The 16134-nt window shown below is 35.4% G+C and carries 16 protein-coding genes; 5 read left to right on the top strand and 11 right to left on the bottom strand.

All coding sequences use genetic code 11. The features are described from left to right. The 3 genes from JOE44_RS21810 to JOE44_RS21800 all read left to right on the top strand — a co-directional run bounded on the left by JOE44_RS21810 (position 1) and on the right by JOE44_RS21800 (position 1592). Positions 1 to 399: a DUF2007 domain-containing protein gene (locus tag JOE44_RS21810; protein WP_105681332.1), complete on the top strand. Its 399-nt coding sequence runs from the start codon at positions 1 to 3 to the stop codon at positions 397 to 399. Between the two features lie 90 nt (positions 400 to 489). Next, the gene (locus tag JOE44_RS21805; RefSeq protein ID WP_209787502.1) at positions 490 to 1095 is read left to right on the top strand and encodes a fumarylacetoacetate hydrolase family protein; all 606 of its coding nucleotides are present in this window, start codon (positions 490 to 492) and stop codon (positions 1093 to 1095) included. Positions 1096 to 1154: 59 nt separating this feature from the next. Continuing rightward, a complete protein-coding gene (locus JOE44_RS21800; protein ID WP_209787500.1) occupies positions 1155 to 1592 on the top strand; it encodes a universal stress protein in 438 nt (145 codons plus the stop codon). An 83-nt stretch (positions 1593 to 1675) separates the two neighbouring features. Here the strand turns inward: JOE44_RS21800 and JOE44_RS21795 are convergent, their stop codons facing one another. Continuing rightward, positions 1676 to 1909 carry a hypothetical protein gene (locus JOE44_RS21795; protein ID WP_047386641.1) on the bottom strand — a complete coding sequence of 78 codons (234 nt, stop codon included), beginning with the start codon at positions 1907 to 1909 and terminating at the stop codon, positions 1676 to 1678. A 42-nt stretch (positions 1910 to 1951) separates the two neighbouring features. Here JOE44_RS21795 and JOE44_RS21790 point away from each other — a divergent pair, with 42 nt between their 5' ends. Next, positions 1952 to 2857, top strand: a complete 906-nt coding sequence (locus JOE44_RS21790; RefSeq protein WP_209787498.1) for a DUF6427 family protein — start codon at positions 1952 to 1954, stop codon at positions 2855 to 2857. Positions 2858 to 2863: 6 nt separating this feature from the next. Further along, complete coding sequence (locus JOE44_RS21785; RefSeq protein WP_209787497.1) at positions 2864 to 3448, top strand: DUF3109 family protein; 585 nt, start codon at positions 2864 to 2866, stop codon at positions 3446 to 3448. 89 nt (positions 3449 to 3537) lie between these two features. Here JOE44_RS21785 and JOE44_RS21780 read toward each other — a convergent pair whose 3' ends face one another. The 10 genes from JOE44_RS21780 to JOE44_RS21735 form a co-directional block, all read right to left on the bottom strand. Then, on the bottom strand, positions 3538 to 4224 hold the full coding sequence (locus JOE44_RS21780; RefSeq protein WP_209787496.1) for a hypothetical protein: 687 nt from the start codon (positions 4222 to 4224) through the stop codon (positions 3538 to 3540). 203 nt (positions 4225 to 4427) lie between these two features. Beyond that, positions 4428 to 5762 carry a trigger factor gene (locus JOE44_RS21775; protein ID WP_209787495.1) on the bottom strand — a complete coding sequence of 445 codons (1335 nt, stop codon included), beginning with the start codon at positions 5760 to 5762 and terminating at the stop codon, positions 4428 to 4430. A 139-nt stretch (positions 5763 to 5901) separates the two neighbouring features. Further along, positions 5902 to 6489 carry a hypothetical protein gene (locus tag JOE44_RS21770; protein ID WP_209787494.1) on the bottom strand — a complete coding sequence of 196 codons (588 nt, stop codon included), beginning with the start codon at positions 6487 to 6489 and terminating at the stop codon, positions 5902 to 5904. 18 nt (positions 6490 to 6507) lie between these two features. Next, positions 6508 to 8901 carry a TonB-dependent receptor gene (locus tag JOE44_RS21765; protein ID WP_209787493.1) on the bottom strand — a complete coding sequence of 798 codons (2394 nt, stop codon included), beginning with the start codon at positions 8899 to 8901 and terminating at the stop codon, positions 6508 to 6510. Between the two features lie 282 nt (positions 8902 to 9183). Further along, positions 9184 to 9540 (bottom strand): hypothetical protein, encoded by a 357-nt coding sequence (locus JOE44_RS21760; RefSeq protein ID WP_245169843.1) that lies wholly within the window; start codon positions 9538 to 9540, stop codon positions 9184 to 9186. A gap of 147 nt (positions 9541 to 9687) precedes the next feature. After that, on the bottom strand, positions 9688 to 11613 hold the full coding sequence (locus JOE44_RS21755; RefSeq protein ID WP_105681342.1) for an ABC-F family ATP-binding cassette domain-containing protein: 1926 nt from the start codon (positions 11611 to 11613) through the stop codon (positions 9688 to 9690). A 354-nt stretch (positions 11614 to 11967) separates the two neighbouring features. Continuing rightward, positions 11968 to 12786: a GLPGLI family protein gene (locus JOE44_RS21750; protein WP_209787492.1), complete on the bottom strand. Its 819-nt coding sequence runs from the start codon at positions 12784 to 12786 to the stop codon at positions 11968 to 11970. Between the two features lie 490 nt (positions 12787 to 13276). Next, complete coding sequence (locus tag JOE44_RS21745) at positions 13277 to 14629, bottom strand: DUF2235 domain-containing protein (RefSeq protein ID WP_209787490.1); 1353 nt, start codon at positions 14627 to 14629, stop codon at positions 13277 to 13279. 150 nt (positions 14630 to 14779) lie between these two features. Further along, a complete protein-coding gene (locus tag JOE44_RS21740; protein WP_209787488.1) occupies positions 14780 to 15457 on the bottom strand; it encodes a response regulator transcription factor in 678 nt (225 codons plus the stop codon). Then, complete coding sequence (locus tag JOE44_RS21735; protein WP_245169842.1) at positions 15426 to 16007, bottom strand: ATP-binding protein; 582 nt, start codon at positions 16005 to 16007, stop codon at positions 15426 to 15428. Before JOE44_RS21735 ends, JOE44_RS21740 begins: the two co-directional genes overlap by 32 nt. Between the last annotated feature and the right edge of the window lie 127 nt (positions 16008 to 16134).

Here is a 16134-nt window from a genome sequence, read left to right as displayed (position 1 = left end):
ATGTCTGAACTGGTTCGTTTTAAATTTTATGAAACTGCCCTGGAAGCCAACAGGGACAAGCAGATACTGGCCGAAAATGGCATCAACAGTTTCATTGCAAATGAGCAACTGATCCAGTCGGATTGGCTTTTGTCGCAAGCTGTAGGAGGCATACAGCTTCAGGTATTTGAAGATGATCAGGAAAAGGCTCAGCAAATCCTGCAGGATTATAAAGAGAATGAGCAATATTCATTGGAAGTGGAACACACCATTGAGGATCCTGAGTTTGATTTTGTCTGCCCGAAATGTGGTTCCAATCATATTTACAGGGATGACAGTGCTACCAGCTTCTTTGGGATTTCTTTTCTGACAAGTCATAAATTCAAATGTTATTATTGCGGGAATGAGTTTACGCATTAATCAATAAGAATTAATATCCCTTAGTCAATATTATAAAAGATTGCTTCGTTCTTCGTAATGACGAAGTCCAAAATAAAATAAAAAAGAGTTATGAAAATAATCTGCATAGGAAGAAACTACACCGAGCATGCGAAAGAATTAGGAAACGAAATTCCTGAGAATCCTGTTATCTTTATGAAGCCGGATACAGCCGTTTTAAAAGGAAACGATTTTTACATTCCTGAATTTTCGAATGATATTCACTACGAGCTTGAAGTGGTAATAAAAATTTCAAAGGGAGGAAAATACATTCAGAAAGAATCCGCGAATAAACATTATGAAGAAATAGGTCTTGGAATCGATTTTACTGCGAGAGATCTTCAGAGCGAACTGAAATCAAAAGGGCTTCCCTGGGAACTTGCCAAAGGTTTTGACGGTTCTGCTGTGGTAAGCAGTTTCTTCAAAAAAGAAAATTTTAATCTTGAGAATCTTCAGTTTTCATTATTAAAAAATAAAAACAAGGTTCAGGATGGCAATACGAAAGATATGATGTTCAACTTTGATGATATTATTGCTTTCGCTTCCCAGTATTTTACGTTAAGAGTAGGTGACCTGATATTTACCGGAACTCCAAAAGGGGTTGGAAAAGTAGAGGAAAATGATATTCTGGAAGCTTATCTACAGGATGAAAAAATCCTTGATATCCGAATATTATAAGTATTTAACATCAGAGTCTGGCAAATTTTTCCTATCTTTAGGTAACAAAATTAGAGGTTATGATAAACATTGTATTACCCGTAGATTTTGGGGACAAGACAGACCAATTGGTAGACGGTGCCATAAAATTTGCAAAACAGCTTAACGGCAGAATTTACCTGATCCACGTAGCACCATCAGATATCGGCTTTGCCATTGGTGATATGGGATTTCAATATTTCCCTGAAGTGGAAGCCAATGAAATCAGAGAAGAGCTGGTGCAGCTTAATAAAATTGAGCAAAGAATCATCGGCCATGATATCGACTGTGAGCACCTGTTAAAACAGGGACTTGCCAAAGATATTATTCTGGAACACGCAAAGGCAAAAAATGCAGATTATATTGTGATGGGATCACATGGCAGAAGCGGAATTTATGATGTATTCGTGGGAAGCTTAACAAAAGGGATTACGAAAAGTTCAAACATTCCTGTGCTGGTACTTCCAATTCACGACTAAGAAAAAGAAATTTTAATCGTTAGTAATAAAAAAACCGATCAAAGCATATTGTTTGATCGGTTTTTTACTATATAACCAATTAATTAACCTTCTTTTTTGTAGATATTCGGATCGTAGTAAGGGTTCTTACCTTCCGTTGGAGAATAATAGTCTTTATCTTTGTCTCCACCTAATGTTACTACAAGTACATAGCACCAGTAAGTAAATAATACACAGCAAACTGCAAACAAAATCCAGTTTAAAACATTACCGAAAGTATCAAAGAAACCGAAAGTCCATTTGAAAACTTTACTTAAGAATAGAAAGAAAGACGTCATTATTTTCCTTTTTTAAATTAACTTTGTACAAATTTATAAAAAATGTTTAAATTACTTTCAAAAGAAAGCAATATTTTTTCAATTCCTGTTTATATTGGTTTTCTTCTTTTAGTAGTCGTAATATTTAACATACTGAATTTCAATACTTACGAAGCTATAATTGCCGGAATAACTTTTCTGGGAATTGCTTTGGGATATTTTTGTTTTCATAGTATTGCCCTTAATTATCAGACCCATCTGCCTTTATTCCTGTATACATTTTTCATTTTTGGGTTATACCCCGGAAATCTGGATATAGGAATTGCTGTCTCGCTGCTTACGAACTCGTTTCTTATCCTGCTTCTGACCAGTGCAGATGAAGATATCAGAAAAAAATCCTACGTATTGGTAGGAGCTATTGTAGCGCTGAATTTTATTTTTCTTCCTACGACATGGCCGATGGCTGTTTTTGTGATTATCCACGTCATTGCAACTTCCGCCAAAATCGGGTTGAATCTTTTCAGATTTCTTTTAGGAATTGTTCTGATTACGTTCAGCTATTTTTCTGTGATGTATTTCGTTCAGTTCACTTCATGGAATATCGATTATTTCCCATTTGGAAAAATGAAACCGGTTACGGATTACACAGAGCTTTTACCATTGATTCCTGTGGTTCTGATGCTTATCTATGCAGTATATGACCATTTTAAAAACTATAACAAGAAAAGTCCGATAAGCAGATATAAATATACTTTCCTGCTGGTATTTTCTGTAGCGCAGCTTATTTCCATCATTTTATATATGAATAAAAGCTATGAATATCTGCTGCTTCTGGCATTTCCTTCAAGTATTATTCTGAGCAGGATGATGAGATTTTTACCCAAATACTGGATGCGGGAAGCCAGTGTATGGCTTATTATTATTAGTTTACTGACCTTTAAAGCAGGTACAGTTTTTGATTTATTTTAGAAAATTATGATTCAGATAGACGATAAATTGATTTCAGAGGAAATTTTTTCCGAAGAATTTGTTTGCAACCTTACGAAATGTAAAGGTGCATGTTGTGTGGAAGGAGATGTGGGAGCTCCGTTAGACAAAAACGAGCTTGAGATATTGGACCGTATTTTTGATCAGATAAAACCTTACCTTACCCAAGAGGGGATTAAAGCCCTTGAAGAGCAGGGAACATGGACTACTGATCCACACGACGGAATGTATGTTACTCCAATGGTGGAGAACCGCGAATGTGCCTATGTAACTTTCGATGAAAAAGGGATTACCAAATGTGGTATTGAAAAAGCGTACGAAGATGGTGCCGTGGACTGGCAAAAACCTATCTCCTGCCACCTTTACCCAATCCGTGTTACAGAATATTCAGCGTTTACCGCATTGAATTATCACGAATGGAATGTATGCAGCGATGCATGTACACTCGGAAAAGAACTTCAGGTTCCTGTTTATAAGTTTTTAAAAACTCCATTGATCAGAAAATATGGCGAAGAATTCTACACGGTTCTGAGCGAAGCTGCTGACGAATGGAAAAAAGAATACGGTTCTTAACCGATATGTATTTGAATACAAAAACAAAAACCGCAGAGAGATCTGCGGTTTTTTATATTGGATAAAAAGCTGATTAAAAAAGCGGTTGTTTATTTAAAATCAGCATCTGTAACTCCTGAATTGATTACCACTTTCGTAGTTTTAATTGTCATTTTCTGACCTCCGCCTTCAGCATCTACTTCAGCAGGGAACTGTATTCCATCTACCGCCATATAGCTTTTAATGGTTGCTTTACCTTCTCCAGCATCCGTTTTGTACAAAAGTCCGGTTGCTGCATCGAAATAAAATTTTCCTTTGTCTGAAGACAAAACATTATAGTCTTTTCCATCTAACTTCTCTGTACTTGCAGTCTGGAAATTAGAAGCATCAAAAGCCAGGGCATCAATAGGTTTTCCTTTCTTCAGCTCGGCAATTTTATCAGCAGGAATATCTGATTTAGTTCCCATCTGATCAAAGTAACCTTTCTCACCGTCAAACAACTGAACCATTTCTTTCCCCATGAAAGATTGTACAGACTTGAATTTATTTCCTAATTTCTTAGTCGTCATTTGAATTTCCATTCCCTGTACCGCAACTGTGTTATCCGTAATGGTAGATTTCACAGCGTCTAATTTATCTTTTCCACCTAATGCTTTGAAATAATTATCAACAATTTCTTTAGGTGTCTGTTTTGATTTTACAGCTTCTGTTTTAGCAGAGGCAGCCCCTTTTTTCTGAGCTGCTGCAGGCACTGAGAAAAGTACAGCGCAGAAAAACGGAATGATGATCTTTTTCATATTTATAATAAAGTTTAAAGGGTAAATATAGGAATATTGGCGGACATACAAATAAATAATGAGTAATGAGCAATTAGCAATGAATGATAATTGATTGATAATGAGTAATGATGAGTGATAAATAATGAATTTTTAGGTGTGGATACATCATAAAAAAACCGTCAAAAAATTGACGGTTTTCAAATATTTATATCGAAGTATAATTATTTCTTAAGTTCTTCTAAAAATTCGTCGTGAGAAATTTTAGTTTCTTTTTTGCTTGCTTTTTCAAGAATTACATCTTTCAGTTTAGCCATAGCAACTTCAGAAGAAATTTGTCTTACCTGCTCCTGGTCTTTCAACATTTCAACAGCATATTTTTGAATTTCTTCATCCCCTAAGTGGTGGATTCCGTAGATTGCTAATTGGTTTTTCACCAACTGCTCAGCCTGACCTAATACATCAGCATAGTCAAGGTTGATTTCGTTCTCCGTCATCAATTTACCTTCGATGATCTGGTATCTCAATTGGTTTTTCTCAGCTTCAAGAATTTCTTTAGCCTGATCTTCAGACTGGATGTTCTGGTTAGAGAATAACAACCACTTCACAAGGAAAGATTCAGGAAGTTTTACTTCTTCTTTCTCCGTTACTTGTTCTAATACTTTATTCACGAAGTGAACATCAGCATTCTGTTGGAAGTACTCGTCTAATTCAGTTTTCACTTTATCTTTAAGCTCATCTTCAGACTTGATGTTTCCTTCTCCGTATACTTTGTCGAATAGATCCTGGTTAAGCTCAGCTAAATCTAATGAATAGAAATCTTTTACTTTTACTTCTAGTTCATTGTGGTGTAGGTGCTCAACTTCTTCTTTGCTGAATCCTAATTCTTTAGCTAATTCTTCATCACCTGCAAGAGTTTCTTTTGTAACTTTTACAGATCCGTCCATTTTCAACCCTTTTACCAATTTGAAAGCTTCTTTGTTTTCAGCAGTAATGGTAAGGTTTTTTGGGTGGTGGTGGTGCTCTCCTTCAGCATCTTCTTCCACAACCTGAGAAACTTCTAAAGCAATGTAAGAATCTTTAGTGATTTTATCTTGAGGAACCTGCTCAGCGAAACGCTTCTGCATGTTTTCAATGCTCTTACCGATTTCTTTATCAGAAGCTTCTACTTTGTAGTGAGGAGCTTCATATTTAGCTAAATCTATAGTGAATTCAGGCTCAAATCCTACTTCGAAAGCAACTTCTAATTGATCAGCGTTGTAATCTAGTTCGTTTACTGGCTGAGGAATAGGCTGACCAACTAATCTTAATTTGTTTTCATTAACATAGTTGTTCAATGCATCAGAAACCTGTCTGTTGATTTCTTCAAATGCAATACCTGCTTCATATTGTTTTTTAACCATACTTAAAGGCACTTTCCCTTTTCTGAATCCAGGAACTTGCGCATTTTTAGCATAATTAATCAACTGCTTCTCTACTTTTTCTTTGTAGTCAGATTTTTCCAATGTTACTGTAAGCAATGCACTTACGTCATCATGGTTTTGTGCGGTAACCTTCATTATTGATTAAAATTTTAGGTTGCAAAAATATGAATTTTTTATGAAAAAAACCCATTTAAAATCAACTTATAAAGCCAAATATTGTTAAATAAAAAGCCACCGGAACATTCCGGTGGCCCAAACAAGATTAAAGGATATATTAATTCGTAATATTATAGTTAGCCTGTGCATCTGTTTCACCTCCTGTATGAGTTCCGTAAATCACTCCATTTCCGCTCACTGCAGAAGTTTCAGAAACCGTTACCGGCTCATGGAACAGGGTAAGAACCAATTGACTAGGTGCAGAAGCATTTTTTACAGCCGTATTTACGACCCATTTTGTTTTCAACCCTACGCGGTTTCCGTCTCCTCTTGTAGAGCTCGCATCATCTGTACGGGTTAAAGTGATATCTGAGTTTGGAAAGTTATACACTAAGAAATGTTCATCTTTTGCATCTTTGATTTCCTGAGTGGCATCTTCATCACCATTCTTGAAAATTACTTCCACATTATAGGTATGCCCGTTGATCAATTTAACATTTGGATTGGTAGTACTGTTCACCTGATAATCATACACCACCGGCGTTCCTGTAGCTACATCGGTAACTCTTAAGAGAACATCTGAAAGTTCTTCCTGAGGAAGGTCATCTGCTTCGTCATCGCTTCTGTTACATGAGGTTAAGCTTAATGAAACTGCGAAGAATAAAAGTCCTAAGATAAGAGTCGTATTTTTAAAAATATTTTTCATGTTTTTGATTTTAAATAATTAAAATTGATATTTAAGAGTTAAAATAAAGTTTCTTCCCATTTCGTTGGAAAAGAAACGAAGTCTGTTCAGATAATCTCTGTAAGACGTATTGAATACATTTCGGACTGAAAAATCAATTCCGAAATTTTTAGACAGATTCACCCCTGCCTGAAGGTTCCAAAGCGAATATCCGTTGGGAGGCGTAGAGATATCTACTTCTTCATTGTAAGCATTTCCATCTGAATCGAATAGTCTGATTGGAACATTATAAACCGGAAATCTTGTCTGCTTCAGATAGGTATTGTTACTTACTGAGACATAGAAGTTTTTCCATTCTTTTTTATTGAATTCCAATGAATTGTTAAAGTTCGGAGGCATCATGAGGATAAGGGGTACATTATGGGTTGTATCCTGTCCATACACATAGGAACCGCTTCCCTTATAGGTCAGATTATCTGTAATTTTCAGCTGAGCATCAATATCAATTCCATACATTTTTGCATTGATCTGCTGATAGTTGTAAACTACAAAAGCCCCACCCCATTGCGTATTCTGATATCCTGTAGGAATCTGGTTGATGAAATTCTGAGTATAAAAGAAATACGGGTTTACTGAAATACTTAATCCTTTTAAGACATGTGCTTTAACGTCTGCCACCAAATTAAACTGGTTTCCCGTCTCGCTTTTCATTCTCATATCTCCTCTTTCAATAATGGCTGCGGAATGGTGAAGCCCGTCTGCAAAGAGTTCGGCAATATTCGGAGATCTTGAAACTCTTGCATAGTTAAATTTCAGGTCAAAATATTCAGATGGATGATAGACAATCCCTCCGTTTACTGAAATGTTATTATAACTTAAAGATGGGTTGGTAAGAATTCTGTTTTGGTTGATTCTCACGACAAAGTCTGAATAATCTGCGGCATATTGTTTATTCCAGTCGCTTAGATCATACCATTTTGTTACATCATAATGATCATAATCGTATCGCCCTCCCAGTTCAAGATCCAGCTCAGGTGCAATTTTATATTTTAATACGGAATAAATTCCTGCATAATATCTGTCATAGTTCGGGACAAGACGCCTTGCCTCGGTCTGAGTGTTGGAATAGTTATTCTGATATCCTGCATTAATCCCTGTTTCAAGATTCCATTTTCCTCTTTCGATCAGGTGGTTCACATTCAGATCATTGGTGATCAGCTCAAGATCCAGTGCAGGTTTTTTGCTAAGTGTTTCTGTACGTCTTATATCATATTCTTTTCTATGATTGTACTGGAAGCTATATGTAGCCGTGATTTTTCCAAAATTTTCAAACCTTTTATAAGCAGAAACTTTAGCAATATGATGCTCGATTTCCTGTTTAGGATTATCGATATCATAACTAAAATCTCTTTGGTAGATTGGTTCTGATGAAGTAAGAGCATTACGCAGATCTTCAGAATTCCCTACGTGAGAACTTCTAAGAATCCCGACCGTGCTTTTCGTCAGATAATAATCAAATGAAAAACCTTTTTCAAATGTCATCTTCTGAACACCAAAATTAAATCCGGAGCTTTCAAGCCCTGTATTCATCAAGCCATAATCCGGAGCTTCAAGATCACCCAGTTTTTTATAACTTCCATTCGTTTTTATGGCCCAGCCGTTTTCCCAGGTTTTGGCCAGTTTTACATTAAGATCAGCTCCTCTTCCGTTAGAAATTCCGGAAAGGGAAACATTTCCCATGATCGTATCTTTTTTAGGTAAAACCTGAGGCTGTAAAACAACCACTCCACCTACCGCTCCGGCTCCATACTTCAAGGCCGATGCTCCCTTAATCACGTCAATATGTTCAAAATTATTGACATCTACGTTAGGTGCGTGTTCTACGCCCCATTCCTGTTCGGCAAGTTTTACCCCATCATTCATAATAGAAACCCGGCTTCCATAAAGTCCATGGATAATAGGTTTTGCAATATTATTTCCTGTTTTAAGAACGTTAACACCGGAAATATTGGTTAGTAAATTCCCTAAGTTTTCGGTAACATTTCTTGAAATCATTGATTTATCAAGGGTTTTCACCACCATGCTTCCGTTATTCTTGTGGCTTCCGTGAACCGTCACTGTTTCGATGTCTCTCACGTGATGTTCCAGTGTAATCACCAGCTGAACATCCTTATCAACTCCTATATTTTCAGTATAATCATTGCAATCAGGATGTTGTGCAATGAGTGTATACTTCCCTGCAGGAATTTTGTCAAAAGAAAATTGACCTTTCTTGTTTGTTTTAACTGTAAAGTTCCCGATTTTGATTACTGCATTTTCCAGCAATGTTTTATCATGAAAATCATGAACGGTTCCCTCTACAGTATAAGTTTTTTGTGCACTTGTAAATACTGATCCGCAAAAGATCAGCAGCAGGCAATATATCAATTTCATTGTAAATAGATTGATTGCGTACCCTTTTTCAATAAGGTACATTTTTCGTTAAAATTTGTGGGAAGGGTTGTGCTTGATTGTAAAATGTATGTTGTACAATGTAAAAAGTATAATGCCTAATGAGAAGTTAGAGGTTAGAAATGAGAAGCCAGTAATTAAATATCAATTACAAGCTATCCGTTGTTTCCCAACAACATTAAACCTTGAACCTAAAACTTTAAATTTTAAGTATTAAACATTGAACTTAAAGTATCAAACTTTAAACCCTATAGAATCTGTGAATTATGAAAGTGCGGGCGGTCCCCGAAGCTGAAAAGTGAATTTGGTCTGTGACCAGATTTTCTCCTGGATGGCGATGATTTGTTCTACTTCATGGCTGTAATGCTCAAAAGTAAAATTGAATTCTTCAGGAGCTAATGTATGTCCGGTAACCAAAAAGTGGCAGGCCAGACAGTCGCCAGCTTTCTCTTTAGTAACGGCTTTCGTCATCGTATTCTCGACTTTTTTAAGATGAAATGCCTTAAAATAATCTACTGAATCGTGGTGGTGAAAGCTTTGAGAAAGCAGCGCAAGGAAATATACTCCAAACAATAGCTTGGAGATAAAACTCTTTAGGTTTCTGCTTTCTTTAAAAATCATGGTTCAAAATTATGAAAATAATTTAATTGTTTCCTTAAAGTTTTATTAAATTACTTAATGACTATTGATAATATGTAGAAATGAGTAAGATTTTGTTACAAAAAAAATGCTTCATAATTTTTAGTTAATGAAGCATTTATATTTCGTTTAATCCAGTTGGGTTCCAAGATATTCCCATTCCTGCAAAGCAGTATCCAGCTCTTCCTTAGCTTTATTATATTGTTCTAAGGTTTCATCTGAAGGATTTTCTTTGGCAAAAGAGGCTTCCATTTCTTCTACTTTTGTTTCAAGCTCAGAAATTTTCTCTTCTACTTTCTTGATTTTATTCTGAATATTTTTTTGTTCTTTACTTACAATATTTGAAGACTGACTGCTTACAACAGGTTTTTCTTCCACTTTCTTTGGCTCTACCTTTACTTCGCTATGAAGTTTCGCCTTTTCTGCAGAAATCTCTCTGATGGTTTCTTTTTGTCTGTATTCAAGATATTCATTGATATCTCCAAGGAATTCTTTCATTTTTCCGTCACGGAATTCGTAGATCTTATCACAAAGTCCCTGAAGGAATTCTCTGTCGTGCGAGATTACAATTAGGGTTCCTTCAAAATTCTGCAGCGCCAGCTTGATGATTTCCTTAGACTGGATGTCCAGGTGATTGGTAGGTTCATCCATGATCAACGTATTGAAAGGACGAAGCAATAGTTTACAAAGCGCCAGACGGTTTCTTTCTCCTCCAGAAAGTACTTTTGTTTTCTTAGTAACGGCATCACCCTGGAAAAGGAAAGATCCTAATAAGTCTCTTACTCTAGGTCTTGTTTCTTCTGTTGCCGCATCTTCTGCTTCTTCCAGAACCGTTTTATTGGGGGTCAACACCTCTTCCTGATTCTGTGCGAAGTAACCGATGTTTACATTATGACCAAGATTCCAGGCTCCTGAGTAATCTTTAATATCTCCTGCTAAAATTTTAGCTAACGTTGTTTTTCCTTGTCCGTTCTGTCCTAAAAGAGCAATTCTGTCTCCTCTCTGAACGATAAAATCTACATTGTCAAAAATCTGTTTCTGCCCATATGCTTTTCCAAGATTTGCAGCTTCGAAGATTACTTTCCCCGGAACCATAGACTGTACGAAACGGATATTGAATTTTGAAACGTCCTCGTTATCCACTTCGATACGTTCAATTTTATCTAATTTCTTAATAAGCGACTGTGCAAAAGAGGCTTTGGTAGCACTGGCACGGAACTTATTAATATTGTCTTCCATCTGCTTGATCTCCGCATCCTGATTCTTTTTAGCCTGAATCAGTTTTTCACGGCGATCTTCTCTCATGACAAGATATTTAGAATAGTTCGCTTTATAATCGTCAACTTTTTTATTGTTGATATCAAAAGTACGGTTACAAACCGCTGTCATAAACTGTTTATCGTGACTTACCAGAACAATAGCTCCGGGATAGTCTTTCAGGAAGTTCTCCAACCAGATGATGGATTCCATATCCAGGTGGTTGGTAGGCTCATCGAGAAGCATAATATCATTCTTCTGAAGAAGTAATTTTGCCAATTCAATTCTCATTCTCCATCCTCCGGAAAATTCATCAGTAATTTTCTGGAAATCGTCTGCTTTAAATCCTAAACCAAATAACACTTTTTCCATGTCACCTTCAAGATTATAGGCATCATGGTTCATCAAAAGGTCGTTCAGTTCGGTCATTTTATTAATCAGATCCGTATAAGAATCGCTTTCATAATCTGTTCTGACAGTCATTTGGTGATTCACCTCTTCAAGCTCATCTTTCCAGGCATTAATCTGTTCAAAAGCCTGCATGGTTTCCGCCCATACCGTTCTTCCTTTTACAAAATCAAGATCCTGCTTCAGGAAACCAATGGTAACACTTCCTTCCGTCACCACCTCTCCTTCGTAGAAATTAATTTCTCCGGACAGCATTTTCAATAAAGTGGATTTACCCGCTCCATTTTTACCTACCAGACCTACTTTATCATCCTTTTTAATGGTGAAATTGACATTTTGAAATAAATAATTTCCTGAATGATGTAATCCTAAACTTTGAACCGAAAGCATCTTAATTAATAATTAGTAATGAATAATGAATTTTCGGGTGCAAAAATACGGAAAAAGAAATGAATAGCCCAGAAATAAAAAAACTGGCCAGTTTTGAATTGTTTTCTTTCTCAATCAAAAGACAGGTATAGACCTTGTAAGAGATTTTAGTAAACAGAAATTTCCTCCATTTTGAGAGGAAATTTTTATTATATACATTAGTGTAATCACAAAGAAATAACGATCCGTATATCAATCAATTGATTTTCATTATTTTATTCAATCAAAAAAACAGATTGAATTTCAATGCTTAAAGTATGCTTTAATTTGTGTGTGGAATCTAATACTTCACAAGTATTAACGAATTACATTTCATTACTCTAGCTCAATAGGGTTATGTCCTTTTTTCTCTGCTTCACTTATTTTTGGTTTGTTTTGCCCTTCTGAAAATACAGTACCCATACTTTCTAACTCACGTTTTGCATTGGCTCTAAAATTTGCTCTTGCATCTGCTAATTCTTTTTGTGTGACTAACTTAGCCCCTTCGTATCGTACTTTTTTTATTGTGACGGTTTTGCCTTTTAATTTAGAACTAGATACTGCTTTTACTAATTCATAATCATAATCTCCCGTTTTATCAATTATTTTTACGATTAATCCGGGGAGGCCACTGAATTTGTATGGACCATAGGGAAAAGGAATTTCGGTTGAATACCAAGCTACCCAGTCTCTACCTTTATAATTTACTCCTGCTTTTTTACAGTTAATAGAGTTAATTACTTTTGTCTCATTAACTAGCTTCCAATTACGAATTACCGGACAATTATACGATAGCAGAGTCATCCCGACTGATTCGTAAAATTCTGAATTTTCATTTGTTTGGATAATTAAAAAGTTAGACCTTGAGGCAGGAATACCACTTAAATCAATAATATTACTTTTTTTATTATATGCTGCTGAAAAAGCAGAATCAAATTTCAGTTTATTTTCACTACTGAAAAAAGAACGTTTATCGGTTATTTGTAATGAATATAATTCTTTTATAACGTAATCTCGATTTAGATTATTAGGCTTGTACTGAAGTAAGTAGGTAAACTCACCCCTTAACGAATCACTCATAGCTGTCTGAGAAAGCGAAATAGAGAAAATGAATAAAAATATAATTGTTAAAGTTTGTTTTTTTATAAAACTCATAATGTATCATTTACTTTCTTCACGTTTCCTTTTGCACTTGCAAAACCTGCTATACCAACCATAGCAATAAATAATAATTTTTTCATGATTGTAATAAATTTGAGTAGCTAATATAAGAACATAAATCAATCAAATGAGAAAAATTCAATTATGTTAACTAGCTCATTTAATGCAAATTAAATACTTAAAACATAAATATATAATTTATTAAATTATATCTCATGATATAATGAAATATTTAAAATAATATTGAATCATGTATAGAATAAAATATTTTTACAGTTGTTGATTTACAGTAGCTACATTATGAGAATTTTGGTTTTATCCGAATGTGAAGAACCTTTTTTCTATTCAGATTAGCCAAACTTTTTGCTTAGCCCCAACTTTTGCATCTGTTGCCTTTCTTCACTGTATGTAATATATAAAACATAAAAAGGAGACACCAACCAGATGTCTCCTAACCTAAATTTAAAACTGAGAAGCTTGGGCACTAATTCTTCATTTCATTTAATATAATAGTTGCCGGCGTTTTTAAAATGGTACGAACCCAGATATCATTATTGGGAACGCTTGTCCCATAAAGGAAATCAGCAACAAAACTGTCTTCCGGCAGGTGAAGCTCTACAGAAAGTCTTGTCTGGCTTGCTTCATCTACAGAGGTGCTGCTTGAGACATTGAGTCCGTTGTTGATCAACTCAATATTAATTTCCCGCTGAGTTCTGTACTGGAAACTATCACTGTACAGTCCAAAGTTTGATGAGATATGGGTATAATCTGCAAATCTTCCAAAGTCATATATTGGTTTTTTGTTGATGGAAAGGTCTTTTAAATATTCTTTCATTTTGGTATAAAAACGACTAAGAAAGTAATGTTTATTATAATCTGTTCCAAAATATGCTTCATTCTCTGTATTAAAGATCAAGGATTTTGCATTGGTTTCATCCATCATCAGTTTTCCATATACTTTTGACAGATCATTGTATACTTTATCACGGCACACATAAGCCTGTGAAAGCCCATTAACCGTTTCTATTTTATATTCTGAGAGTAATGCCTCCCAGATTTTATTTCCATCAACATTGGTTTTTTCATTTCTGATATCTGAAACATAGTTATGCAGATCATCAACACTCATGAAATCTGTAGAAATATAAACAGATTGTGGTCCTTCCAGATATCCACCACCTATATCAGCATGATCTCCGGGTACAAAAATTTCTTTCCAGACGGATGACTGATTTTCAGATTTCTGATCCTGCATGATAACCGAGTTTTCAAAAAAACCGGTAAGCGGAAAGAAAAACCTGCTTTCATTGACTGCACAAATATGCAATGCATTCTCTACCTGTACAGGCATTTTCATATTATAGGTATTAAAAGGTTTAGACTCTACGGTATCAAAGACGCCCAAAAATTTTATTCTGCAATTTCCCACCGCATAATACGTTAAAAGCTGGTTACAGAAAGTTCTTGCCAGCATGCCTCCTCTTCCGAATCCGTATAGATAAAAATGATATTCTGTTGTCTTATCACCAGCAATCTGCTGCACAAAATCGCCAGCTTTCTGAAGTTTATCATCGGAAGAATATCCTCTTCCATAGGGTGGATTTGCACAGGTTGCCATAGCAAAGTTACTATCTTCATTGCCTGTTACAGTACCGATTCCTTCAATATATATTTTTTCATCTCCAGTGAATAAACTGTATAATTTATAGATGTTGGTAAACGTACCATAATAGCTTTCATTATTATTCAGTGGTTTATCCGGTGAAAGAATATTTACCCCATTATTTCCTGTTCCGTCAAAGAAAATCCCGACGGAAATCACTCTGCTGCCATTCATGTTCTTACTTTAATTTTTTATTACAGATCTTGTTTGTGTTTTTTCCAATTAACATCCCCAAAAGAGACATTTCAAAATAACAGAAGAAAAACAAAGCGAGCTAGAGTGAAAAGTACCAAATAAAAAAATCCGTATTTCTACGGAATCAAATTATATTTTTTCAAGAGAGTAAATATTGTTAACAATGGCATAGATCACTATTCCCACCGTATTTTTAGCTCCGATCTTTTCCAGGATACGCTGCCTGTGGCTCTCTACAGTTCTTGGGCTGATAAAAAGTTTTTCTCCTATTTCGTTGTTGGTAAATTCCTGACAGATGAGTTTAACCACATCTTTTTCTCTTTCGGATAATTCATCTTCTGTTTCAAAAAGAGAATTTTTCTTGGCAGAACTGTTCATGTAAGTAAATAGCATCTGATGGTCTTCAGCCGTGAAAAAGACTCCATTTTTATCCACCATTGTAATGGCATCAATGAAGGTTTTCTTATTTGAATTTTTTGGAAGAAAGGCAGATACACCCAGCTTGACCATATATCCAAGAATAGAGGTTTTATAATGGGATGACAGGATAATAATTTTAAGATCAGGATATTTTTCCTTCAGGATTTCTACCAGTTCAAAACCGTTCATTGGTTTCATCTGAACATCTACGAGAGCAATATCAGGAAATTCATCTTGTGAAAGTTTTCCGAGGGCTTCTATAAAATCGGGACCATTATCCGCGGTAAGGTTCACCGATATATTTTTTTCATTGGACAGCAACATTTTTACCCCTTCGAGGATCAGCTGTTCATCATCAATCAGTGCTAGTTTGATTTGGGAACTCATGATATTTTGGAATTTTTATGATTAAACGACTTCCTTTGTTTGAAAATGTTTTTTTCCATTTGTGTGTGGCATTCATTGATTGGATGCGGGATTCAATATTTTTAATTCCCATTCCTTTTTTTACTTCTTCATATTCAAAACCCTGTCCGTTGTCGGAAATCACCACTGCCATATTTTCAGGATAATCCTTAATGTAAATCCAAAGATCAGTGGCATCCGAGTGTTTGATTACATTCGTAGTAAACTCCTGAATAATCCTGTACAACTGTACTTCCACAAAAAGATCTTTCTTTTCGTATCCCGGCATTACCTGCAGGGAAATATTAATTTTATGGGAAAGGTTGGCTATTAATTCTTCAGCGTATAAAACCAGTCCCACTGATTCCAGGTTTACGGGGTATAATGAATGGGAAATACTTCTGGCAGCATCAATCAGGGAAGACATCTGACCATAGATATTTTTTTTGATAAGCTCATCACCCTGGGTATCAAGGTTATTAAGCCATAAGGAAAGAATATTGAGCCGGTTTCCGATATCATCATGAATCATGACTGCAATTCTTTTTCTTTCTTCTTCCTGGGCTTTGATGTTTTCCAGTACTAATTTTTTCTGATGAAGAACTTCTGCCTCATGCTGTACATTTTTCTCTTTAATTATTCTGGTTATAAAAGCTCTG

It is taken from the genome of Chryseobacterium sp. PvR013 (genome assembly GCF_017833095.1).
Lineage (GTDB): Bacteria > Bacteroidota > Bacteroidia > Flavobacteriales > Weeksellaceae > Chryseobacterium > Chryseobacterium culicis_A.
Note: the sequence above shows the minus strand (reverse complement) of the source record. Positions and strands in the feature narration are given on the sequence as shown.